At 73.0% G+C, this 22,320-nt stretch carries 18 protein-coding genes and 1 pseudogene; 13 read left to right on the top strand and 6 right to left on the bottom strand.

Features of this window, described 5'->3' with window-relative positions; all coding sequences use genetic code 11:
• Window positions 1-38 precede the first annotated feature (38 nt).
• From IG62_RS0113155 to hypE, 3 genes and pseudogenes are all read left to right on the top strand, one after another.
• Window positions 39-362 carry a HypC/HybG/HupF family hydrogenase formation chaperone gene (locus IG62_RS0113155; RefSeq protein ID WP_030801327.1) on the top strand — a complete coding sequence of 108 codons (324 nt, stop codon included), beginning with the start codon at window positions 39-41 and terminating at the stop codon, window positions 360-362.
• Complete coding sequence (hypD, locus tag IG62_RS0113150; protein ID WP_030801326.1) at window positions 359-1,483, top strand: hydrogenase formation protein HypD; 1,125 nt, start codon at window positions 359-361, stop codon at window positions 1,481-1,483. Before IG62_RS0113155 ends, hypD begins: the two co-directional genes overlap by 4 nt.
• Window positions 1,484-1,559: 76 nt before the next feature.
• A pseudogene (gene hypE, locus IG62_RS0113145) lies at window positions 1,560-2,594 on the top strand (hydrogenase expression/formation protein HypE); the annotation flags it as partial.
• A 553-nt stretch (window positions 2,595-3,147) separates the two neighbouring features.
• Here the strand turns inward: hypE and efeB are convergent.
• Window positions 3,148-4,401 carry an iron uptake transporter deferrochelatase/peroxidase subunit gene (gene efeB, locus IG62_RS0113140; protein ID WP_030801324.1) on the bottom strand — a complete coding sequence of 418 codons (1,254 nt, stop codon included), beginning with the start codon at window positions 4,399-4,401 and terminating at the stop codon, window positions 3,148-3,150.
• 319 nt (window positions 4,402-4,720) lie between these two features.
• Here efeB and IG62_RS44580 point away from each other — a divergent pair, with 319 nt between their 5' ends.
• A complete protein-coding gene (locus tag IG62_RS44580) occupies window positions 4,721-5,104 on the top strand; it encodes an acyl-CoA carboxylase subunit epsilon (RefSeq protein ID WP_078871977.1) in 384 nt (127 codons plus the stop codon).
• A 22-nt stretch (window positions 5,105-5,126) separates the two neighbouring features.
• Here IG62_RS44580 and IG62_RS0113130 read toward each other — a convergent pair whose 3' ends face one another.
• Window positions 5,127-5,381, bottom strand: a complete 255-nt coding sequence (locus tag IG62_RS0113130) for a YtxH domain-containing protein (protein ID WP_030801322.1) — start codon at window positions 5,379-5,381, stop codon at window positions 5,127-5,129.
• Window positions 5,362-6,864: an MFS transporter gene (locus IG62_RS0113125; RefSeq protein ID WP_078871976.1), complete on the bottom strand. Its 1,503-nt coding sequence runs from the start codon at window positions 6,862-6,864 to the stop codon at window positions 5,362-5,364. The genes IG62_RS0113130 and IG62_RS0113125 overlap by 20 nt, the downstream gene beginning before the upstream one ends.
• Before the next feature lie 64 nt (window positions 6,865-6,928).
• On the opposite strand from IG62_RS0113125, the gene IG62_RS0113120 reads away from it, so the two are divergent.
• From IG62_RS0113120 to IG62_RS0113105, 4 genes are all read left to right on the top strand, one after another.
• Window positions 6,929-7,699, top strand: coding sequence for an ArsR/SmtB family transcription factor (locus tag IG62_RS0113120; RefSeq protein ID WP_037838272.1), 771 nt, complete (start codon window positions 6,929-6,931; stop codon window positions 7,697-7,699).
• Window positions 7,700-7,888: 189 nt separating this feature from the next.
• Complete coding sequence (locus tag IG62_RS0113115; RefSeq protein WP_030801319.1) at window positions 7,889-9,475, top strand: APC family permease; 1,587 nt, start codon at window positions 7,889-7,891, stop codon at window positions 9,473-9,475.
• 149 nt (window positions 9,476-9,624) lie between these two features.
• On the top strand, window positions 9,625-10,521 hold the full coding sequence (locus IG62_RS0113110; RefSeq protein ID WP_078871975.1) for a PP2C family protein-serine/threonine phosphatase: 897 nt from the start codon (window positions 9,625-9,627) through the stop codon (window positions 10,519-10,521).
• 1 nt (window position 10,522) lies between these two features.
• Window positions 10,523-11,509: an MASE1 domain-containing protein gene (locus IG62_RS0113105; protein ID WP_030801317.1), complete on the top strand. Its 987-nt coding sequence runs from the start codon at window positions 10,523-10,525 to the stop codon at window positions 11,507-11,509.
• 28 nt (window positions 11,510-11,537) lie between these two features.
• Here IG62_RS0113105 and IG62_RS0113100 read toward each other — a convergent pair whose 3' ends face one another.
• Complete coding sequence (locus IG62_RS0113100; protein WP_030801316.1) at window positions 11,538-12,599, bottom strand: ATP-dependent DNA ligase; 1,062 nt, start codon at window positions 12,597-12,599, stop codon at window positions 11,538-11,540.
• 74 nt (window positions 12,600-12,673) lie between these two features.
• Between IG62_RS0113100 and ligD the strand changes: the two genes are divergently transcribed.
• From ligD to IG62_RS41800, 3 genes are all read left to right on the top strand, one after another.
• Window positions 12,674-13,696, top strand: a complete 1,023-nt coding sequence (gene ligD / locus IG62_RS0113095; RefSeq protein WP_030801315.1) for a non-homologous end-joining DNA ligase — start codon at window positions 12,674-12,676, stop codon at window positions 13,694-13,696.
• 179 nt (window positions 13,697-13,875) lie between these two features.
• Window positions 13,876-15,105 (top strand): PP2C family protein-serine/threonine phosphatase, encoded by a 1,230-nt coding sequence (locus IG62_RS0113090; RefSeq protein ID WP_030801313.1) that lies wholly within the window; start codon window positions 13,876-13,878, stop codon window positions 15,103-15,105.
• A gap of 154 nt (window positions 15,106-15,259) precedes the next feature.
• A complete protein-coding gene (locus tag IG62_RS41800) occupies window positions 15,260-15,556 on the top strand; it encodes a hypothetical protein (protein ID WP_037838230.1) in 297 nt (98 codons plus the stop codon).
• Between the two features lie 54 nt (window positions 15,557-15,610).
• Here the strand turns inward: IG62_RS41800 and IG62_RS0113080 are convergent, their stop codons facing one another.
• Window positions 15,611-17,155: an AMP-binding protein gene (locus tag IG62_RS0113080; RefSeq protein ID WP_030801312.1), complete on the bottom strand. Its 1,545-nt coding sequence runs from the start codon at window positions 17,153-17,155 to the stop codon at window positions 15,611-15,613.
• A gap of 448 nt (window positions 17,156-17,603) precedes the next feature.
• Here IG62_RS0113080 and IG62_RS0113075 point away from each other — a divergent pair, with 448 nt between their 5' ends.
• Together IG62_RS0113075 and IG62_RS0113070 are read left to right on the top strand one after the other, a co-directional pair.
• Entirely contained in the window at window positions 17,604-19,688 is a 2,085-nt protein-coding gene (locus IG62_RS0113075) for a SpoIIE family protein phosphatase (RefSeq protein ID WP_030801311.1), read from the top strand.
• Window positions 19,689-20,011: 323 nt separating this feature from the next.
• On the top strand, window positions 20,012-21,481 hold the full coding sequence (locus tag IG62_RS0113070; RefSeq protein WP_078871974.1) for an APC family permease: 1,470 nt from the start codon (window positions 20,012-20,014) through the stop codon (window positions 21,479-21,481).
• 207 nt (window positions 21,482-21,688) lie between these two features.
• On the opposite strand, the gene IG62_RS0113065 is transcribed toward IG62_RS0113070, so the two are convergent.
• A complete protein-coding gene (locus tag IG62_RS0113065) occupies window positions 21,689-22,036 on the bottom strand; it encodes a hypothetical protein (RefSeq protein WP_030801308.1) in 348 nt (115 codons plus the stop codon).
• Between the last annotated feature and the right edge of the window lie 284 nt (window positions 22,037-22,320).

The raw sequence follows: 22,320 nt of genomic DNA, 5'->3' as shown, positions 1-22,320 counted from the left end.
GGCCGCGGCGGACGACGCTTGACGACGAGGAGAGGCCCATGTGCCTGGCGGTACCCGGCAAAGTACTGGACATCGAGGAACGGGACGGCACCCGGATGGCCACCGTCGACTTCGGCGGGGTGGTCAAGGAGGTGTGCCTGGAGTACGTCCCCGACCTCCAGGTCGGCGAGTACGCGATCGTCCACGTCGGCTTCGCGCTGCAGCGCCTGGACGAGGACTCGGCCCGCCAGACCCTGGCCCTCTTCGAAGAACTGGGGCTGCTCCAGGAAGAGTTCGGCGACCCTTGGGAGGCGGCGGCCGCGGAGGCGGGCGCCCCGCCTGCGGCCGTCGGCGGCGACACGGCGCGGGAGGCGCGGAAGTGAAGTACATCGACGAATTCCAGGACCCCGAGCTGGCCCGCCGGCTGCTGGACGACATCCGGGCCACGGCGACCCGGCCGTGGGCCCTGATGGAGGTCTGCGGCGGCCAGACGCACACCATCATCCGGCACGGCATCGACCAACTCCTGCCGGAACAGGTCGAGTTGATCCACGGGCCGGGCTGCCCGGTGTGCGTCACCCCGCTGGAGGTGATCGACAAGGCACTGGAGATCGCCTCCCGCCCGGACGTGATCTTCTGCTCCTTCGGTGACATGCTCCGGGTCCCCGGCAGCGACCGCGATCTGTTCCAGGTGCGCGGCCAGGGCGGTGACGTACGGGTGGTGTACTCCCCGCTCGACGCGCTGAAGACCGCCCAGCAGAACCCCGACCGCGAGGTGGTGTTCTTCGGCGTCGGCTTCGAGACCACCGCCCCGCCCAACGCCATGACGGTCCATCAGGCCCGCAGGCTCGGCATCCGCAACTTCAGCATGCTGGTCTCGCACGTCCGGGTCCCGCCCGCCATCGAGGCGATCATGAACTCGCCCAGCTGCCGGGTCCAGGCGTTCCTCGCCGCCGGCCATGTGTGCAGCGTGATGGGCATGGCGGAGTACCCCGCACTGGCCGAACGCTTCCGGGTCCCGATCGTCGTCACCGGCTTCGAACCGCTGGACATCCTGGAAGGCATCCGCCGCACCGTCCGCCAACTGGAGCGCGGCGAACACACCGTGGACAACGCCTATCCGCGCGCCGTCCGCAGCGAGGGCAACCCCGCCGCGCAGGCCATGCTCGAGGACGTCTTCGAGGTCACCGACCGCGCCTGGCGCGGCATCGGCACCATCCCCGCCAGCGGCTGGCGGCTCTCCGAGCGCTACCGCGACTACGACGCCGAACACCGTTTCTCCGTCGAGGGCATCGCCACCCGCGAACCGGCCGCCTGCCGCAGCGGCGAGGTCCTCCAGGGGCTCATCAAGCCGCACCAGTGCGAGGCGTTCGGCACCACCTGCACCCCGCGCACCCCGCTGGGCGCCACCATGGTCTCCAGCGAGGGCGCGTGCGCCGCCTACTACCTGTACCGCCGACTCAGCACCCCGCCCACCCCGCTGGAGGCGAGCCCCGTTGCCTGACACCCCGCACACCCCGCTGACGACGTCGCACGCGTCCCACGCCCCCGCCGACGCTCCCACCCCGGCCGACCGCGGACTGCCCACCGTCGACATCTCCGGCTGGACCTGCCCCACCCCGCTGCGCGACCAGCCGCGGGTCGTCATGGGGCACGGCGGGGGCGGCGCGCTCTCCGCCGAGCTCGTCCAGCAGATCTTCGTGCCCGCCTTCGGCGGCGAGGTCCTCGCCCAGCTCGGCGACTCCGCGGCGGTCTCGCTGGGCGGCGCCCGGCTCGCCTTCTCCACCGACTCCTTCGTGGTCCGGCCGCTGTTCTTCCCCGGCGGCAGCATCGGCGATCTCGCCGTCAACGGCACCGTCAACGACCTCGCCATGAGCGGCGCCCGGGCCGCCTACCTCTCCTGCGGCTTCATCCTGGAGGAGGGCGTGGAGATGCCGGTGGTCGCCGGGGTCGCCGATGCGATGGGCGCGGCCGCCCGGGTCGCCGGGGTCGAGGTGGCCACCGGGGACACCAAGGTCGTCGAGGCGGGCCACGGCGACGGCGTCTACATCAACACCGCCGGCATCGGGCTGATCCCGGAAGGCGTCGACCTCCGCCCGCAGCGCGTCGTCCCCGGTGACGTGGTGATCGTCAGCGGCGACATCGGCGTGCACGGCGTGGCCATCATGAGCGTCCGCGAGGGCCTGGAGTTCGGCGTGGAGATCGAGAGCGACTGCGCGGCGCTCGGCGGGCTCGTCGAGACCATGCTGGCGGTCACCCCCGACCTGCACGTCCTGCGCGACCCCACCCGCGGCGGCCTGGCCGCGGCGCTGTGCGAGATCGCCTCCGCGTCCTGCACCGGCATCGTCATCCAGGAACGCGCCGTCCCGGTACCGCCCGCGGTCGCCAACGCCTGCGCCATCCTCGGCCTGGACCCGATGTACGTCGCCAACGAGGGAAAGCTCGTGGCCTTCGTCCCGCGCGAGCACGCCGACGCGGTACTGGCCGCGATGCGGAGGCACCCGTTGGGTGCGGGTGCGGCGATCATCGGCGAGGCCGTGGCCACCCACCCCGGCATGGTCGTGGCCCGCACGCCGCTGGGGGGCACGCGGGTGGTGGACCTGCCGCTGGGGGAGCCGGGCCTGCGGGGCCGGTGTTTGGGACTGCTGTCGCTTTACGTCCCAAACACCGGCCCCTCCGGCCCGTCCCCTCCCGTGAGTGGAGTGGGAAGAGGTGAGTGGGGGTGAGCGTTGGGGGTATCAGGGGCCCTTGGAACCCGTAGGGGACGGTCGAACAGATCCCGTAGGGGATGCGGGCGCCCCTTGCAAGGCCTCAACTCGACGGGCAGGGGCGGTATTCCCGCCACCGACGACCCCACGACGCGACGTACAACCAGGACGACGACGCCCACCCCCTCCGGCCTCCCACCCCCCACCAACGGGAGGGGACAGACCGGAGGACGAAGTCTGTAGGGCTGTCACCGCACCCAAAAACACCACGCCCGCCGCCAGGCGCAACGGCGAGCAACCCCCGCGGCGGGACGGCCGACAACGTGCGGGGCGCCGCAAAGCGCAACGGCGAGACGCCCCGCGGCGGGAAAGACAGGTACGTGCGGCGCGCCGCAAAGCGCAACGGCGAGCAAGCCCCGCGTCGGGACGGCCAACTACGTGGGAGGCCCCGCAAAACGCGTCAGGGTTTCAGGAGGTGGGAGCCGAACCAGTCGTCCTCGTCGCGGACGCCCGGCAGGACGAAGAAGTAGCCGCCGCCGATGGGGGTGATGAACCGCGACAGCGGCTCGTGTTCGAGGCGTCGTTGTACGGTCGCGAACTGGCGCTCCGGGTCCTGCTGGTAGCCGCAGAAGACCAGGCCGAGGTCCATCCGGCCGGTGTGGTCGAAGCCTTGGTCGTAGTTGTAACTGCGCCGCAGGAAGCGGGAGTCGTCCGTCTTGTGGGTGCGCGGGTTGGCCAGCCGGATGTGGGAGTCGAGCGGGACGATCCGGCCGTGCGGGTCGTGGCGGTAGTCCGGAGCGTCCGTCTCGTGCTCGCCGTCCAGGGGTGCCCCGCTCGCCTTGTGCCGGCCGAAGATCTTCTCCTGCCGCCGCAACGGCACCTTGTCCCACTTCTCCACGTGGAAGCGGATCAGCCGCAGCACCTGGTAGCAGCCGCCCAGCGCCCAGTCCGGTTCGCCGCAGGGCGGTGTCACCCACATCAGCCGGTCCATCTCGCGGGCCGATTCGGTCTCCGGGTTGACGATGCCGTCCTTGAAGCCCAGCAGGTTGCGCCGTGCTCCGGACGGCCGGGACGGGTTGAGGAAGGCGTCCGTCCGCCAGCGTGGCCGCAGCAGGCCGTCCGTCTCCCGCGCCAGGTCGCGCAGTACGTGCACGATGGCGTCCGGGTGCTCGCCGCAGATCTGCAGGGAGAGGTCGCCGTGGCAGCGGGACGGCTCCAGCCGGTCGTCGGGGAACGCCGGCATCGCCTTCAGGTGGCGCGGCTTGTGCCCGGACAACCCGTAACGGTCGTCGAACAGCGAGGCGCCCACGCCGAGCGTGATGGTGAGCGAGTCCGGCGTCGGGCGCTCCGACGACACCCGCTCGTCGCGCGGCTTCACCCCGCCCGTCAGGACCCGGGAGCGGTGGGTGAGCTTCTGGAACAGCTCCACCAGACCGTCCCGGTTCTCGGCCAGCACGTCGAATCCGACGAAACCCGCGAAGAGCTGCTGCGGCGTCAGCACACCGGCCTGGTGGTGGCCGTGGAACGGCACGCGGTCGGGCAGGTCCTCGCGGCCGTCCCGCCGCCCGGCCGCCGGCCGGTCCGCGGCGACCGCCTCGCCGCCGAGGCCCCCGGCGGCCGCCACCCCCGCGACGCCGGCCGCACATCTGAGGAATTCCCGTCGCCCGTCGCCCCGCGCCGCGGCGCGCCCGTCTCCGGCCTGATCACATCTCATCGTCCCGCCCATCCTGACTGCGTCATCCGGCACCCCTTGCCTGCACATACCTGTGCGTGATGCTCGCCGCCCGGGGCGCGCCCGCCGGGACCAACACGGCCTCGGCGCCGGATATCACGCCTGGGCCCCCGCCCGGTCGCCCGAACGGCGCAGCCGACCGCCGCCCCGCGCGCGGGGGCGCCGGGGCGCTCTTAGCGTCGCCCGTGTGACCTGCCCGAACACGGCACGGGCCGGGGCCGCCGCGGCACCCGGCAGGGCCGCCCCACGCGGCGGGCGGGCACCGGCCGCGCCCCGTCCCCGACTCCAGGAACCCCCGCACATGAACGCCTTCACCGACGAGAGCACCCAGACCGCCGAGAGCCCGCCGGCCGGCGCGCGGACAGCGAACGGCCGGCCGCGGCCGGACGACTCCGGCAGCATTCCGCTGGACCTGGTCACGGTGCTCGGCGCGCAGCCCCTCGACGAGCAGGGCCCGCCGGAGGAAGCACCGCCGGGCCTGACCTTCCGCATCGAACGGGGGCATGCCGAGCCCGAGGAACTCGCCGCGCTCACCGTCGTGCTGACCGCCCGGCTCGCCGGACTGCGGGCCCTCGTCGACGGTCAGGAGCCGGCAGAGGAAGAGCGCCCGGCCGACCGCCGGCACGCACCGGGGCACCACCCGTACCGTTCCGCCTGCTGGTCGGGCTGCTGGACGTGTGCCTGAGCTGTGACCGGGCCGTGCCTCGTCAGCCGAAGAAGGCCAGCAGCAGGGCCACCGCCGTGACCACGATGGCGCCGAGGACGAAGCCGAGGATCACCTTGCGCTGCCAGGGCGCGACATAGCTGCCGCGCAGCGCGCTGCCCATCCTGCCGTACTGGTCGATCCGTCCCATGGGCGTCAGCGGCTCCGCCGGACCCTGCGGCATGCCCTGCGTCCAGTCGGGGCCCGGCTGCGGGTAGCGGCGGCGCCAGCTCTCGTCCTCACGCCATGGCAGTGTCATCGGCTTCTCCTTGCCTCGTGCGCCGGCCACGGACGGATCCCCCCGTGCACCGCTCCTCTGTTCCCGTCTTCCTTCCTACCCGCTCCCGCCGGTTGATGCCCGGAATCCAGCGCGCGGCGAGCGCGGCCGCGACGAGGAACCCCGCGGCGCCGATGACCACCGAGGTGTGCAGGCCGGTCACCAGGCCGCCGGCGACCAGCGTGCCAAACAGCGCCACGCCGAGTGCGCTGCCGGTCTGGCGGGCGGCGTTGAACACCGCGGCCGCGGCGCCGCTCCGCTCGCCCGGCGCGGCCTCCATCACCGCCGCGGTGGCGGCCGGCATGGTCAGCGCGGTGCCGAACCCGGCGGCCGCCATCGGCGCCACCAGCACCGCGTACGGCGTGCCCGGCCCCGCGGCCAGCCAGCCGGCCAGTCCGGCCGCGCCCACCAGCAGGCCCCCCACCATGGGCAGCCGCGGGCCCGTACGGGCGGTCAGCCGCCCGGCGAGCGCCGAACCGGCCGCCACCACGCCCACGGCGGGCAGCAGCGCAGCCCCCGTCCGCAGTGCGCTGTAGTGGTGCAGCTGTTGGAAGTACAGCGGGGCCAGGAACAGCAGCCCGTAGAAACCGGCGTTGAGCAGTACGCCGATGACCGCGGAGGCGGAGAAGGCGGGCGTGCGGAAGAGCGTGAGCGGCAGCATCGGCGCCGGCGAGCGCCGCTCCAGCACCAGGAACGCCACCAGACCCGCGGCGCCGGCCGCGAACCCTCCGAGGACCACCGGATGGCCCGGGCCCAGCGCCCCGGCCTCGATGCAGCCGGCGGCCGGCCCGCCCAGGCACACCGCCGCCGCCAGCTGGGCCGGGAGGTCCAGCCCCGGCCGCGACCGGTCCGCCGGGGGCCGCGGCACGTACCGTACGGTCAGCAGCAGCGCGGCCAGGCCCACCGGCAGGTTCAGGAAGAACACCGACCGCCAGCCGAGCCCCGCGACGAGTACCCCGCCCAGCACCGGGCCGGCCCCCGCGGCCAGGCCGGCGACCGTGCCCCACACGCCGAACGCCCGGGCCCGGGCCGCCCGGCCCGGGTACGCCGTCCGCAGCAGCGCCAGCGAGGACGGCACCAACAGAGCCGCGCCCAGGCCCTGCACCAGGCGGGCGAGGACCAGCACCGCCGTCGTCGGGGCCAGCGCGCAGCCGGCCGAGGCGAGGGTGAACACCAGCAGACCGCCCAGGAACACGGACTTCCCGCCCAGCCGGTCGCCCAGGCCGCCGCAGAACAGCAGCAGACCGGCGAACACCAGGGTGTAACCGTCCACCACCCACTGCAGGCCGGTGACCCCGGCGTGCAGCCGGGCCCCGATGACCGGCAGGGCCACGGTGCCGACGGTGACGTCCAGAATGACCATGAAGTACCCCAGACACACCGCGACCAGCGGCAACGACGAAAGCCGGGCGGAGCCGTCGCAGTCGGGGGCGGGGTCACGGAGCAGGGCTGACGGAGGACTCATGCGGCCAGTCTCGGACCGGATCGGTACGGCATCCGCCGAAACGTCGTCGGCGTACCGTCGAGACATGGACCCCCGGACCCGAGACGCGGAGACCGGCACCGACGCCCGTACCGAGACCGACGTCGCCCACGTCGCGGCGGCGATCGGTGACCCCTCCCGCGCCAAGGTGCTGCTGGCGCTCGCCGGGGGCGGCGCACTGCCGGCCAGCGCACTGGCTGCCGAGGCCGGCGTCAGCAACTCCACCATCAGCGGCCACCTTGCCAGGCTCCTCGACGCCCGGCTGCTCACCGTCGAGCACGACGGCCGGCACCGCTACTACCGGCTCGCCACCACGGACGTCGCCCGCGCCCTCGAACAACTCGCCCTGATCGCCCGCCCGTTGCCGGTCCGCTCGCTCAACGCCGACACCCGCGCCAAGGCCCTGCTGCGCGCCCGCCTCTGCTACGACCACCTGGCGGGCCGGCTCGGCGTCGCCCTGATGGACGCCCTCCAGGAGCGCGGCGTCCTCACCGCCGAGCACCCCGCGGCGGGCGGCGACCGCACCGGCCCCGGCGCCGTCAGCTACGTCCTCACCCCGCACGGCCGCCGGGAGCTCACCGCCTTCGGCGTCGACACCGACCGGCTGCCGCGCCGCCGCCCCTCGGTCCGCTACTGCGTCGACTGGGGCGAACAGCGCCACCACCTCGCCGGCGCGCTGGGCGCCGCCCTCACCACCCGGATGTTCGCCCTGGACTGGCTGCGGCACGGCACGTACCGGCGGGTGGTGCGCCTCACCGAGGCCGGCCGGGAGGGCCTGACCGCGACCTTCGGGGTGCCCGCGGACCGCCTCTCCTGACCCGCCGCCGGCCCGTAGTGCGGACGGGCGATTCCTCTCCGGTGCCGGTCAAGTAGGGTCCGGCCCACCGGGACACCGGCCGGGACCCGGCCGGGACAGTGCGACGAGGAGTCTTTTGTGGCGGAGCGTCACGTATCAGCGGGGTCCGACGGGGCCGGCGCGCCGGAAGTCCAGGCCGAGGAGCGCCGGCTGCGCCGGGATCTCGGCTTCTGGGGACTGACCGGCATCGGCTTCTCCAACATCGTCGGCTCCGGCTGGCTGTTCGCGGCCCTGTACGCGGCGCAGACGGCCGGCCCGGCGGCGCTGCTGTCCTGGGTCGGCGCCGGTCTGCTGTGCGGTCTGGTCGCGCTGGTCCTGATCGAGCTCGGCGCGTCCCGGCCGGAGGGCGGCGGCACGGTCCGCTGGCCGCTGTTCGCCAGCGGCCGGCTGGTCGGCACCCTCATCGGCTGGTCGACCCTGCTGTCCGTGGGCGGCACCGCGGCCGAGATCAGCGCGATCATGCAGTACACGGCGCACTACCTCCCCGGCCTCTACAACGGCCACACCCTCACCCTCGGCGGGCTCGGCCTGGCCGCCGGGCTCAGCGTGCTGCTGACGGCGCTGAACTGGTACGCGGTGAGGTTGTTCGCCCGGATGAACAACCTGATCTCGGTGTTCAAGATCGCCGTACCGGTCGTCACCGTGATCGCGCTGCTCGCCTCCGGCTGGAACTCCGGCCGGCTCACCGACCACGGCGGCTTCGCCCCGTACGGCTACGTGGCCTGCCTGACCGCGCTGGCCGGCGGCGGCATCGTCTACTCCGTCAACGGTTTCCAGGCCCCGCTGGACTTCTCCGGCGAGACCCGCAACCCCCGCCGCACCATCCCCTGGGCGGTCCTCACCGGCATCGGCCTGGCCGTGGCCATGTACCTCGCGCTGCAGCTGGCGTTCCTCTTCACCGTCCCCGAGAGCCTCCTGGGCCACGGCTGGCAGGGCGTCTCCTTCGACTCGCCGTTCGGCCAGCTCGCCCTGATCCTCAACCTGCACTGGCTGTCCAGCCTGCTCTACGCGGACGCGGTGATCTCGCCCGGCGGCTCGGCGTACGTCGGTGTGGCCATCGACGCCCGGCACACCTACGCGCTCGCCAAGAACGGCACGATCCCGCGGTACTTCATGAAGGTCAACGAGCGGTTCGGCGTCCCGCGCCGGGCGCTGGCCGTCAACCTCCTGGTCATCGTGGTCTTCCTGCTGCCCTTCGGCGGCTGGCAGGACATCGTGAGCGTCATGGGCGACATGTACCTGCTGATCTACGCCGCATCGGCGGTCGCGGTCGCGGTGTTCCGCGCCGACCCGGACGAGGAGACCGCCGGCTGGGTGCCCGGCCTGCGCTGGATCGCGCCGGTCAGCTTCGTCGTGGCCAGTGAGTTCGTCTACTGGTCGGGCTGGCACGACCTGCGGCTGGCCCTGCCACTGGTCCTCGCCGGCCTGCTGATCTTCCTCGTCATGCGGCGCCCGGGCGCCCGCGGCGGTACCGCGGCTGTCGAGAGCGACGGCGCCGGGCCGCTCCGTCCGCTCTCCGCCGAACTGCGCACCGGCGCCTGGCTGGTCGTCTACCTCCTCGCCCTGACCGCCCTCTCCGGGCTCGGCACCTTCGAGGGCTCCGGCCGGCTGCCCGCCCCGTACGACTCGATCGCGGTGGGCGTCCTCGCCCTGGGGGTCTTCTTCTGGGCCGTACGGTCCGGCGTCCGTCATCTGGCGGTGAACCGCTCTGCGGCCGGAGAAGGCCCGGCGTCGTGAAGCGGAAGTCCCCCCGCAGAAATATGATGAACCGGACAGGCGGGCTCCCTCTGAGAGCCCCGTGAGCCCAGGTCAGGAGGCCCCGCGGATCCGCCGCGCGGAGCGCGCCGCCGCGGTGGCCCGTGCACCGATGCCCCCGGGAGCGATCCATGCCTCGGCGTCGTCCCCCGCGGTCGGCGAGCGCCGACGATCTGCTGGCCACGCTCGGCCGGCTGACCGCCCAGGCACGGGAGGGCGCCGAGAAGCAGCGGGCCCGTGTGGAGCTCGCCGAGGCGCTGCAGCGCGAGATGCTGCCGGCCCGGCTGCCGCAGCTCCCCGGGCTGCGCGCCGCCGCCACCTACGCCCCGGCCCGGCACGGCCTGGACATCGGCGGCGACTGGTACGACGGCTTTCCGCTGCCCGACGGGTCACTGGCGTTCTGCATCGGCGACGTGCAGGGCCACGACGTGGAGGCGGCCGCCTTCATGGGCCAGATCCGGTTCGGGCTGCGGGCCGTCGCCGTGCACGCCGCCGACCCCGGCGAGGTGCTCAGCCGCGCCAACGATCTGCTGCTCTCCGTCGACTGCGGGCTCTTCGCCACCTGCACCTTCCTCCGCTTCGACCCGGCCACCTGGGAGCTGACCAGCGCCCGGGCCGGCCATGTACCGGCCATCTGGGCCACCACCGACGGCCGGTTCGGCCTCGCCGACGACCCCGGGGGCCTGCCGCTGGGCATCGTGCCGGGGGAGGAGTACCCGGTCACCCGCCGCCGGCTCGCCATGGCGGGCGCGTTCGCGCTGGTCACCGACGGGGTCGTGGAGGGACCGTCGTTCCCGATGGAGGCCGGGCTGACGCAGGTGATGCGGCTGGTGCGGGCCAACGCGGACAGCGATCCGGCGGCGGTCGCCGCGGCGGCGATGAGCGTGGCGGAACTGACCGGGCACACCGACGACTCCGCGGTGCTCGTGCTGCGCTTCGACGGTGCCGGCGGCCAGGAGTGGGTGAAGCGCGAGCGGGGCGCGCGTGTCGTGGCCGGCGCCCGGTCACCGGCGTTGTCTGATGGCTGATGTGGTGCGTACCGAGCAACTCCGCCGTCTCGCACCGGCAGCCCTGACGATCCTCGTCCTCGCAGCCGTCTACTACGCGTCCGCCCGGATCGGGCTGCTGGAGCAGGTGGTGGTCGCCGGTGCCGTGGTCACGCCCTTATGGCCGCCCACCGGCATCGCGCTCAGCGCACTGCTGCTGATCGGGCTGTGGACCTGGCCGGCCTACTTCCTCGGCACGCTTCTCGTCGTGGCCTCGCTCGGCCCGCTCGACGGATCCGTCGTCGCCATCATGACCGGCAACACCCTCGCTCCGGTGTGCGCCTGTCTGATGCTGCGCAAGGTGGGGTTCAGGACCGAACTGGACCGGCTGCGGGACGGCGTCGCGCTGGTCGCCCTCGGGGCCTTCGCCGGCATGGTGATCAGCGCGACCTTCGGCAGCGGCACCCAGGTGATCACCGGTGACCTGCCGGCCGGGGACTTCTGGCGGACCTGGGCGGCGTGGTGGGTGGGTGACGCCATGGGTGTCCTCGTCGTCACCCCGCTGGTGCTCGCCTTCCGCACCCTGCGGCCGCCCCGGGAGCTGCTCGTGGTCCGGTCGGTCGAGGCGGCGGCGCTGCTGGCCGCCGCGGTCCTCGTCTCCCTCCTGGCGGTGCACAGCTCGCTGTCGCTGCTGTTCCTGGTCTTCCCGGTGATCGTGTGGGCGGCGCTGCGCTTCCAGCTGGCCGGGGCGGCGCCCTGTGTGCTGGTGCTGTCCGTCCTGGCGATCTCGGCGGCGACCGACCGGACCGGCCCCTTCGAGGGCCAGAGCCTGCTGGAGGCCATGGTCAACCTGCAGGCGCTGAACGCCTCCGCCGCGCTCACCGCGCTGCTGCTGTCGGCGATCGTCACCGAGCAGATCGCCATCCGCCGCAAGATCGAGCTGGCCTGCACCGAACTGGCCGAGGTCGTCGACCGCCTCGCCCCGGGGGAGAGCCGGCGGCGCTGGCGCCCGGAGGAGGACGGGCGCTAGGCGGAGACGCCCGACGTCCCCCGCGGCGTCAGCCCCGCAGCATTTCCCCCAGGTCGTAGCCCACCGGCTCCTCCAGCTGGGCGTAGGTGCAGCTCTCCGGCGTACGGTCCGGACGCCAGCGGCGGAACTGGGCGGTGTGCCGGAACCTGCTGCCCTCCATGTGGTCGTAGGCCACCTCGCACACCCGCTCCGGGCGCAGCGGCACCCACGACAGGTCCTTGCCGCCGCTCCACCGGCTCGGCCCGCCGGGCATCCGCCGGGACGCATGCGCTTCCTCGTCCGTCCACGCGCCCCACGGGTGTTCCCCGGCATCGTCCGTCCGCAGCGGCGCCAGCTCCTCGACGAGTGCGCGCCGCCGGGCCATGGGGAAGGACGCGCACACCCCGACGTGCTGCAGCTGACCGGCGTCGTCGTGCAGGCCCAGCAGCAGCGAGCCGACCACCGGGCCGCTCTTGTGCAGCCGGTAGCCCGCCACGACGCAGTCGGCGGTGCGGGCGTGCTTCACCTTGAACATCACCCGGTCACCGGGCCGGTACGGCAGGTCCAGCGGTTTGGCGATCACCCCGTCCAGCCCCGCGCCCTCGAACTGCGTGAACCAGCGCCGGGCCAGCTCCTGATCGGTGGTGGCGGGCGCGGTGTACACCGGCGGCCCGGCCGTCCGCAGCGCCGCCACCAGCGCCTCCCGGCGCGCCGCCTGCGGCTCGCGCAGCAGCGAGTCGGAGCCCAGGGCCAGCAGGTCGAAGGCGACCAGGGAGGCCGGGGTGCGCTCGGCGAGGGTGCGGACCCGGGAGTCCGCCGGGTGGATGCGTTCCAGCAGCTCCTCGAAGTGCAGCCGGCCGTCATGGGCGATGACGATCTCGCCGTCGACGACGCAGCGCGGCGGCAGCTCGTCCCGGACCGCCGCGATGACCTCGGGGAAGTAGCGGCTGAGCGACTTCGTCGTACGGCTGGCGATCTCGACCTCCGTACCGTCCCGGAAGACGATGACCCGGAAGCCGTCCCACTTGGCCTCGTACTGCATGCCGGCGGGGATGCCGGACACCGGCTTGGCGAGCATGGGGGAGACCGGGGGCATGACGGGCAGGTCCATGGTCCCGATCCTGAGGGCTCGGGCCGCTTCCCGCGCGCCGGGCGGAACCCCCGGGCACGCTCTAGCGTGGAGGCATGACCGGAGGTCGGGCCAACGAGGCCGTCGAGCTGGACGTCGCGGGGCGCACGGTGCGGGTGTCCAACCCGGACAAGACGTATTACCCGGAGCGCGGCTTCACCAAGCTGGACGTCGCCCGGTACTACCTCGCGGTCGCGGACGGGGTGTTGCGCGGGCTGCGCGACCGGCCCACCACGATGCAGCGCTTCCCCGACGGCGTGGAGGGCGAGTTCTTCTACCAGAAACGGGCGCCCAAGGGCCTGCCCGACTGGCTGCCCACCGCCCGGATCGCCTTCCCCAGCGGGCGGTTCGCCGACGAGATGTGCCCCACCGAACCCGCCGCCGTGGTCTGGGCGGCCAACCTCGGGTGCCTGACCTTCCACCCGTGGCCGGTCCGCCGCGACGACACCGAGCACCCCGACGAACTGCGGATCGACCTCGACCCGCAGCCCGGCACCGACTTCGCGGACGCCGTACGGGTCGCCCACGAGCTGCGGGGACTGCTCGACGAGCACGGGCTGCGCGGCTGGCCCAAGACCTCGGGAGGGCGGGGCGTGCACGTCTATGTGCCGATCCGGCCGCAGTGGACGTTCACCGAGGTCAGACGGGCCGCGATCACGGTGGCGCGGGCCATGGAACGGCGGCTGCCGGACCTGGTCACCTCGGCGTGGTGGAAGGAGGAACGCGGCGCGAAGATCTTCGTCGACTACAACCAGATGGCCCGGGACCGCACCATCGCCTCGGCGTATTCGCTGCGCGCCCGGCCGCGCGCCACGGTCTCCGCCCCGCTGCGGTGGGAGGAGCTGTCCGACGCCGTGCCGGAGGACTTCGACCTGCGCACGATGCCGCGGCGGTTCGCGGAACTCGGCGATGTGCACGCCGACATGGCGGACCACGCCTTCGGGCTGGAATCCGTCTTCGACCTCGCGGAGCGGCAGGCGGCCGACGAGGGGCTGGGCGATCTGCCCTATCCGCCCGACCACCCGAAGATGCCGGGGGAGCCGACCCGGGTGCAGCCCAGCCGGGCCCGCAAGCGCTGACGCCCCGGCCGGTCCGGCACCGGATGCCCCGGACGGCCGTACCCGCCCCGGCCGGTGCACCTCCGGCACGGCCTCGTGGTTCGCACGCCCGAGGCGGCCCGCGGCCGGTCGCCCGGTGTGCGCGGCCGCCCGCCGGACGAGATCATTCCGCACGTGGCGAACGAGAATGCGGGCGGGCCGTGAACGAGTTCCCGATCGATTACGCGGCGGTCTTCCAGGCGCTGCCGGGCGGCGCGCTGCTGCTCACCCCGGACCTCATGATCGCCGACGCCAACGAGGCCCTGCTGCGCCGGGCCGGCCGGCAGCGGCGCCAGGTGATCGGGCACCACCTCTTCGACGTCTTCCCCGACAACCCCAAGGACCCCGGCGCCACCGGTATGCGCAATCTGCGGGCGTCCCTGGAGCGGGTGCTGGCCACCGGCCTGACCGACACAATGGCCCTGCAGCGCTACGACGTCGAACTGCCCGGCCGCCCGGGCGTGTTCGAGGAGCGCTACTGGAGCCCCGTCAACGCACCGGTCCTCGACGCGGAGGGGCGGGTGCGGCTGATCGTGCACCGGGTGGAGGAGGTCACCGAGACCATCCGGGCCGGTGCCCGGCGGGAGGACGGCGGCGACCTGCAGCGGATGACGACCGAACTCTACGCCCGGGCCCAGGAGCTCCAGCAGCTCAACGACCGGCTCCGCCAGGCCCACGCCCGGGAACGGCTGGTGGTGCTGGCCCTCCAGGAAGCGATGCTGCCCGCGCCCCGCCCGGTGGGGCACCACCGGGCCGCGGTGCGCTACCGGCCCGCGGTCGGGGCGCTCAACGTCTGCGGGGACTGGTACGACCTGGCGGAACTGTCCGGGGACCGGATGGCGGTGGCGGTCGGCGACGTCGTCGGCCACGGGCTGGAGGCCGCCTGCGTCATGGGGCAGCTGCGCAGTGCGCTGAGCGCCGCCACGCTGGTCACCCCGGGGCCCGCCCAGGCGCTGGAGGTGCTGGGCACCTATGCCCGCTCGGTGGAGGGCGCCGAATCCGCCACCGCGGTGGAGGCGTTCATCGACTGGACCACCCACACCATCGCCTACAGCAGCGCCGGGCATCCGCCGCCGGCGCTGCTGCACCCGGACGGCCGGGTGGAGTTCCTGGACGGGGCGACCGATCCGCCGCTGGGCGCGCGGCCCGAGCACGTGGACCGCCCCGAGGCCCGGGTCTCCTTCGCCGACGACGCGGTGCTGGTGCTGTACACGGACGGGCTGATCGAGCGCCGTCGCGAGGACATCGACGTCGGGCTGGCACGGCTGGCCGCCTCGCTGACCCGGCACCGGGGCGCCGGGGCGGAGACGCTCGCCGATGCGCTGCTGGCCGAGCTGCTGCCGCCCGACGGGGCCACCGATGACACCGCGCTCGTCGTCATCCGACTCTGACCTGTGCGTCCGCCGCCCGCCCTTGCCTTTTCATTGCCGCGACTGGAGCAATTCTTGGGGCCGTTGGAGTGGCTCTTCGTCGTGTCTGCGCGGATCGGGACTCCGCGCGGTACTCATCGGAATGTCAGATTTCCTGCCAAACAGGAGAAACGCAATGCGCAAGATCATAGGTCGCTCCGTGGCCGCCGCGGCGATTGCCGCTGCCACCGTCGTCCCGCTCGCCGGTGTGGCTTCCGCCGCTCCCGCCAAGCCGGCGGCATCTTCGTCCAGCCACGACCACTTCGGTCGTCACCACCACCACCGTCACCACCACGACTGCCGCCACCACGGTTACGACCGTTTCGGCTACGGCGGCTTCGGCAACGGCTACGGCAACGGGTTCGGCTACGGGAACGGCTACGGGAACGGCTTCGGCCCGTTCGGGTTCGGTGGCCTGTTCGGCTGGCTCTGACCAGCAGTAGCACTCGAGGCCGCCGCAGCGCTGAGCTGCGGCGGCCCCACTGCGTCATCCGGCCGCAGCGGCCTCCCGCTCGGCCCGGCGGCGCAGCTCCTTCTTGTCCGGCTTGCCGGCATCGGTCAGCGGCAGCGCGTCGACGAACGTGAGGTGCGCCGGCTCGTACATCGCGCCGCGCTCGGCGCACACCATCGCGCGCAGCTCCTGCGCGTCGACCGTGCTCCCCGGTGCCCGCACCACCGCGGCGTGCACCCGCTCCATGCGGTCGGCGTCCCGGACCCCGAAGACGGCGCTCTGGAGTACCTGCGGGTGCGTGTTCAGCAGGTCCTCCAGCTCGGTGGTGTACACATGGCCGCCGACCACGACGATCATGTCCTTGATCCGGTCGACGATGGTCAAGTACCCCTCGTCGTCGAGGAATCCGATGTCGCCGGTGTGCAGCCAGCCGTCCCGCAGCACCTCGGCGGTCAGCTCCGGCTGCTTCCAGTAGCCCTGCATGATCATGGCCGAGCGCACACAGACCTCGCCGTGCTCGCCGTTCGGCAGATCGCGGCCCGACTCGTCGCGGATCGCCACCTCGACGTCGGGCAGCACCTTGCCCGCGGACCGGAGCCGGTCGGGCCGGTCCGGGTCGTGGTCCTCGGGGGTGAGCACGCTGATGCCGCCGGCCTCGTTCTGCCCGTACCCCTGCATCAGCACCGGGCCGAACGCCCGTATCGCGTCGGCTATCCGGGCCGGGGACGCCTGGCAGCCGCCGTAGGCCACCCTCCGCAGGCTGGAGGTGTCGGTGTGCGGCCGGTCCGGATGGTCCATCAGCTGGTAGAGCAGCGGCGGCAGCAGGAACAGGTCGGTGATGCGCTCGCGCTCGATGGCGGCGAGCGCCTCGGCGGGGTCGAAGTCGTCGAGCAGGACGACCGTGCCGCCGGCGTACAGGGTGCTGTCGGCCATCGCGCCGGCCGCGTGCGCCAGCGTCGTCACCACCAGCTGCCGCCGCTCGCCCTCCTCCTCCGGCAGCACACCGCGGAACCAGCGGGCCTGCTCGAAGGTGGTGCAGATGCCCTTGGGGTGCCCGGTGGTGCCCCCGGTGTGCCGGATGGTGCAGACGTCGTCCGGCTTGGCCAGGCTCGCGAACGGCTCGTCGGACTGCTCGGCCGCCAGCTCCAGCAGGTCCGTTCCCAGCTTCGCGGGGCCGAGGACGAGGACGTCCGGCACCGGCGCCAACTCGGTCACCTCGGCGGCGCGTTCGGCGTACCGCGGGTCGACGATCAGCGCCCGGGTCTCGACGTCGCGGACGATGTCGGCCTGGGACTCGGCGGACAGCTTGTTGTAGAGGTGGTTGACCCGGGCGCCGATCAGGTTGGCCGCGTAGCGCGCGACCAGGGCCTCGGGGAGGTTGCCGCTCAGCAGGGTGACGGTGTCCTCGCGGGCCACGCCACGGGCCCGCAGCGCCCGTGCCATCCGGTGGACCAGGGTGCGGAACTCGCCCGCCGTTACCCGGCGGCCCTGGTGGACCACGGCTTCGTGTGCCGGGTCGGAACTAAGTACATCGAGGTTCTCCTCCACGTAGGTGCTGAATGTCCGGTCGACGATGGACATGATGTCGGGCTTCCTCCTGGCGCCGGCGGGCCCGGTCACGGCCGCCGGGTGCGTTCGCAGATCTTTAGTTGCTAGAGGCAACTAAAGATGCAGGGTAATCCCTGGTGATCGACATCTCCAACTCGGAGGTCCCGGCCGGGAGGTGGCGCGGCGGCCCGTGGGGCCACCACCACGGCCATGACCTGCCCGTCCCGTCGTGCCACCGGCTCCGCGCGACGGCCGGAATCCTCGCCCCCAATATCGTCGACAAGGTCGCCGAGCCGGCGCCCGCGGCGGATAATGCTCCCTCGCGCACCGGGCGCTCCGGCCCTGCCGCTCCCGCTCTCCCTGCGGGGCCGTCCCGTGGCGAGAGATGATGGAGGGCAGCGGAAACACGGCGAGAATCGGCCGATGTACGGAGAGCGCCACGGCTGTCGGTCCCAGAGGGACCGGCGGAAGGAGTGCCTGGATGGGTGCGACCGACGCGTTCCCCGAGGGTGCCGCCCCGGTCGGAGCCACACCGGGGCAGCCCGGCGGCCTGCTCGACGTACTGGGCGTGGCCGCGGTGATGCTGGACGCGGACGGCCGGATCGCCCTGTGGAGCCCCCAGGCGGAGCAACTCTTCGGCTGGACCGCCAAGGAGGCGCTCGGCCGGCCCGCCGCCAAGCTGCTGGTCCCGCCGGAACACCTCGACCTCGTCCTGGAGCTGTTCTCCGACGTCATGGCGGGCGGCGAGAGCTGGGCCGGGGTCTTCCCCGTCCGGCACAAGGACGGCAGCACGCGGCTGGTCGAATTCCGCAACATGCGCCTGCTGGACGAGCGCGGCGAGACCTACGCCCTCGGCATCGCCACCGACCAGTCCGTCCTGCGCCGGGTCGAGCGCGACCTGGCGCTGTCGGTACGGCTGGTGGCCCAGTCGCCGATCGGCCTGGCCGTCCTGGACACCCACCTGCGCTTCGTCATGGTCAACCCGGCCTTGGAGCGGATCAACGACCTGCCCGCGGACCAACACATCGGCCGGCACGTCCAGGAGGCGCTGTCGTTCCTCGACACCGAGGTCATCGTGGACCGGATGCGGGAGGTCCTGGAGACCGGGCGGCCGCTGCTGGACCAGTTCACCGTCGGCCGCACGGCCGCCGATCCGCACACCGACCAGGCCTGGTCGGTGTCGTACTACCGGCTGGAGGATCCCGGCGGCCGGGTCCTCGGGCTCGCCACCTCCGTCGTGGACGTCACCGAACAGCACAGCGCCGCCACCGAGGCCGCCCGCGCCCGGCGGCGGCTGGCCCTGATCGCCGACGCCTCGGCGACCATCGGCACCACCCTCGACGTCGACCAGACCGCCCACGAGCTCGCCGACGTCATCGTGCCCGAGCTCGCCGACCTGGCCGCGGTCGACGTCCTCGACGCCGTCCTGGATGCCCGGCGCCCGGCCGCGCTCGCCACCGGCGGCCCGGCCCGCTTCCGTGCCCTCGCGGTCTCCGCGGCCTACGCCACCGACGCCGTCCGCGCCGCCGACCCCACCGGCCAGATCGCCTCCTACGACACCGACCGGCTGATCACCCGCTGTGTGACCGACGCCCGCCCGGTGCTCGTCGCCCAGGTGACCGAGGACGACCTGCCGCACATCGCCGCCGACTCCGAGGGCGCCGCCCTGCTGCGCCGGGCCGGACTGCACTCCTATCTCGCGGTGCCGCTGATCGCCCGCGGCGAGGTGCTCGGCGCGCTCTCGCTCTACCGCGTACGCAACCAGGTGCCGTTCGACGAGGACGACGCGCTGCTCGCCGTCGAACTGGCCGCCCGGGCAGCGGTCTGCATCGACAACGCCCGCTCCTACCAGAGCGAACGCCGGACCGCGCTCACCCTCCAGCGCCACCTGATGAACCACCGGCCGCCGCAGCCCACGGCCATGGAGATCGCCTACCGCTACCAGCCCGCGCAGGCGGCCAGCGAGGTCGGCGGCGACTGGTTCGACGCCATCCCGGTGGCCGGCGACAAGACCGCCCTGGTCGTCGGCGACGTCATGGGCAGCGGCATCAACGCCGCCGCCACCATGGGTCAGCTGCGCACCACCACCCGCGCGCTGGCCGATCTCGATCTGGAACCCGCCGAGGTGCTCCGCCACCTCGACAACATCGCCGCCGGCCTCGACCCGGCCTTCGCCACCTGCCTGTACGCGGTCTACGACCCGGAGCACGGCCACTGCCGGATCGCCGTCGCCGGGCATCTGCCACCCGTCGTCCTCCGGGCGGGCCGCCCGCCCGAACTGCTCGACCTGCCCACCGGCGCCCCGCTCGGCGTCGGCGGCGTCCCGTTCGAGCAGACCACGGTCCCGCTGAACGACGGCGACCTGCTGGTGCTCTACACCGATGGCCTGATCGAGACCCGCGACCAGGCCATCGACACCCGCCTGGACACCCTGCTCACCTTGCTCGCCGAGCCCGAGGGGGACCTGGAGGGGCTGTGTGACCGCCTGCTGAGCGCGCTGCGCGATGAGCACGGCCACGACGACGTCGCCCTGCTCATCGCCCGGGTCCGCAGCGCCGGGAAGTGACCGGGGGCACGCCGTCCGCTCAAAGGCGGGGGAATCCTGCGCCGGTTTCCGATGCCGGGCGCAGAATCCGCACCCGCTTCCCGGTGCCGCGAAATCCGCTCCCATAGGGCAGTTAGCGCATGGATCCATGTTTCAGGAGGGTCCCTGACGACGGATTTCGTCGTCTCACACTCTTAACAAGGTATTGACGGACCTCGACGACGAGGGTTTTATTCGGGCATCGAAGCGGCGCCCGTGGTCAGCCGGGCGCTTCCGCTCATGGCGCTCTTCCCCCACGAGGCGCCCCTCCTGGCCCCCGCACCGATGGGACACGGATAACCGATATGCCCTACACGCCTGTTGCCCCCGCAGCGTCCGAGCAGGACACCCGCAGTGCGACGGAAAAAACCGCCGCCGCGCCCAAGCTCACCCGGTCCATCGGTGTGGTCGGCGGCACCCTGCTCACACTCTCCTGCCTGACGCCGGCCTCGTCGCTCTTCGTGATCGTGCCGGACTCGTTCGCCAGCCTGGGCACCGGCACCGCCCTGACCATCGCCATCGCGGGCCTGCTCTGCATCGGCGTGGCCTTCACCTACTCCGAGCTCGGCACCCTGATCCCGAGTTCCGGCGGTGAGTACGCGATGGTCGGCACCCTCATGGGCCGCCTCGCCGGCTGGCTGGTCTTCATCCTCTCGCTGATCGTCGTCATGATCGTGCCACCGATCATCGCGCTCGGCACGGCCGACTATCTGGCGCCGATCGTCCATCTCGATCCGCAGTACACCGCCGCCGGCGTGATGCTGCTGGCCACCGCCATGGGCCTGCTCGATCTGCGTGCCAACGCCTGGATCACCGGCATCTTCCTGGTCCTGGAGGTCGTGGCCTGCGCGGTCGTCGCCTACCTCGGCTTCACCCACACCCACCGCTCCGCCTCCGTGCTCGTCCACCCCGTGATCGACGCCGGACACGGACACAGCACCGCCGTCACCGCCGGACTGATCGTGACGGGACTGGCCACCGCGCTCTTCATCCTGCAGGGCTTCTCCACCGCCGTGTACCTCGCGGAGGAGATGGAGAACCCGCGCCGCAACGTCTCCCGCACGGTCCTGTGGACCCTCGGCATCGGTGCCGCCGTCGTGCTGATCCCGGTGGTCGCGATCACCCTTGGCGCACCCGACCTGAAGACCCTCGGCGCCGGTGACGTGGCCGGCATGGTCCAGAGCTGGAGCAACTCCGGCATCGGCACCTTCGTCAGCCTCTGCATCGCCCTGGCCATCATCAACGCCACCATCGTGATGGTGATCCAGAACTCCCGGGTGGTCTTCTCCTCGGCCCGCGACGCCGCCTGGCCGACCGCCGTCAACCGCGCCTTCTCGCACGTCGGCCGGCGCTTCGGGTCCCCCTGGGTGGCGACCCTCGTGGTCGGCGTCCCCGGAGCGGCGCTCTGCTTCGTCAACCTCGACACCCTGAGCGAGGTCACCGGCGTCGCCGTCGCCGCGATGTACGTCTTCGTCGCCCTGGGCGCCCTGGTCTCCCGCCGCGGCGAGCACAAGCACCGGATGGCCTGGCGGATGCCGCTGTGGCCGGTGGTCCCGGCGCTGCTGATCGTGGTGCTGGCCTGGGTGCTCTACCAGCAGAGCGCCAAGAGCCTGCTCATCACCGGCGCCCTCGTCGCCGCCGCCGCGGTCTACTGGGCGGTCTACCTCCGCCCGCGCCAGGCCACGCATTGGGTCATCTCGGTCCCCGAGGACGAGCAGGCCCCCGTGGAGGCGCCGACGGCCACCACGGCCCCCCTGCCCGGTGTGACGACGTAGCGGCACACACGGCCAGGCACACCACGAGGCCCGCCCGGAGCATCGCTCCCGGGCGGGCCTCGTGGTGTGTGGTCCGAGCAGTCGTGGTCCGGCCGGTCGTGGCCCGGGCGGTCGCGAGGGGCCCCGGGTCGGGGTGAACCAACGGCGGGCCCCCAGGTGCGCGTACGAGGGGCTCGTACGTGCGCCTGGGGGCCCGTCTGCCGGCTTCTACCGGCCGGAGGACTCCGCGGGGCGGGACAGCGCCAGCGCGTCCAGCAGCAGACAGACATGGTCGACGGCGTCCCGCCCGGCGGGGCCGTCGGCCTCCGGGGCGTCGTCGAGCAGCGCGGCGGTGCCGTGCAGCAGCCTCACGAGCCGCTCGTCGGCCGGGTCCGCCGGTTCCGGGTGTGTCAGGGCGGACCGGATCTGCTCGCCCGTGAGCGGCAGCCCGGTCTCCAGGAAGCGGAACAGCGCGCCGGCGACCCGCCGGTCGGCGTCGTTCGGCTTCCACCGGCCGAGCGCGTGGTGGTCGATGAGGGCGGCCGCGTCGGCACGGATCTCCTCGGGAAGATGCATGCCCACGAACGTCTCATACCGGCCCGCCGGCGCGTAGGCGGCCGAGCGCGTCCCCCCACGCGTCGCCGCGGCCTCCACCGGAACCCGGCGAACCGTGCTGACCAGGCAACTTCTCCCGGCGTGCCGATCACCCGAGCGGTCCCGGCCGAACGGAAGCGGGAATAAACCTGTGGGGAGAGTTACATGGACGGCCCAGAACTCGGGCGCCCGTATGTCCCGTTAGTCGAAGACGTTCGCATATGTGCGGCCGTAAAACGTACCCGGGGGTCTTCCCGCCCTCTGGC

This window comes from Streptomyces sp. NRRL S-337, assembly GCF_000720175.1.
Lineage (GTDB): Bacteria > Actinomycetota > Actinomycetes > Streptomycetales > Streptomycetaceae > Streptomyces > Streptomyces siderophoricus.
Note: the sequence above shows the minus strand (reverse complement) of the source record. Positions and strands in the feature narration are given on the sequence as shown.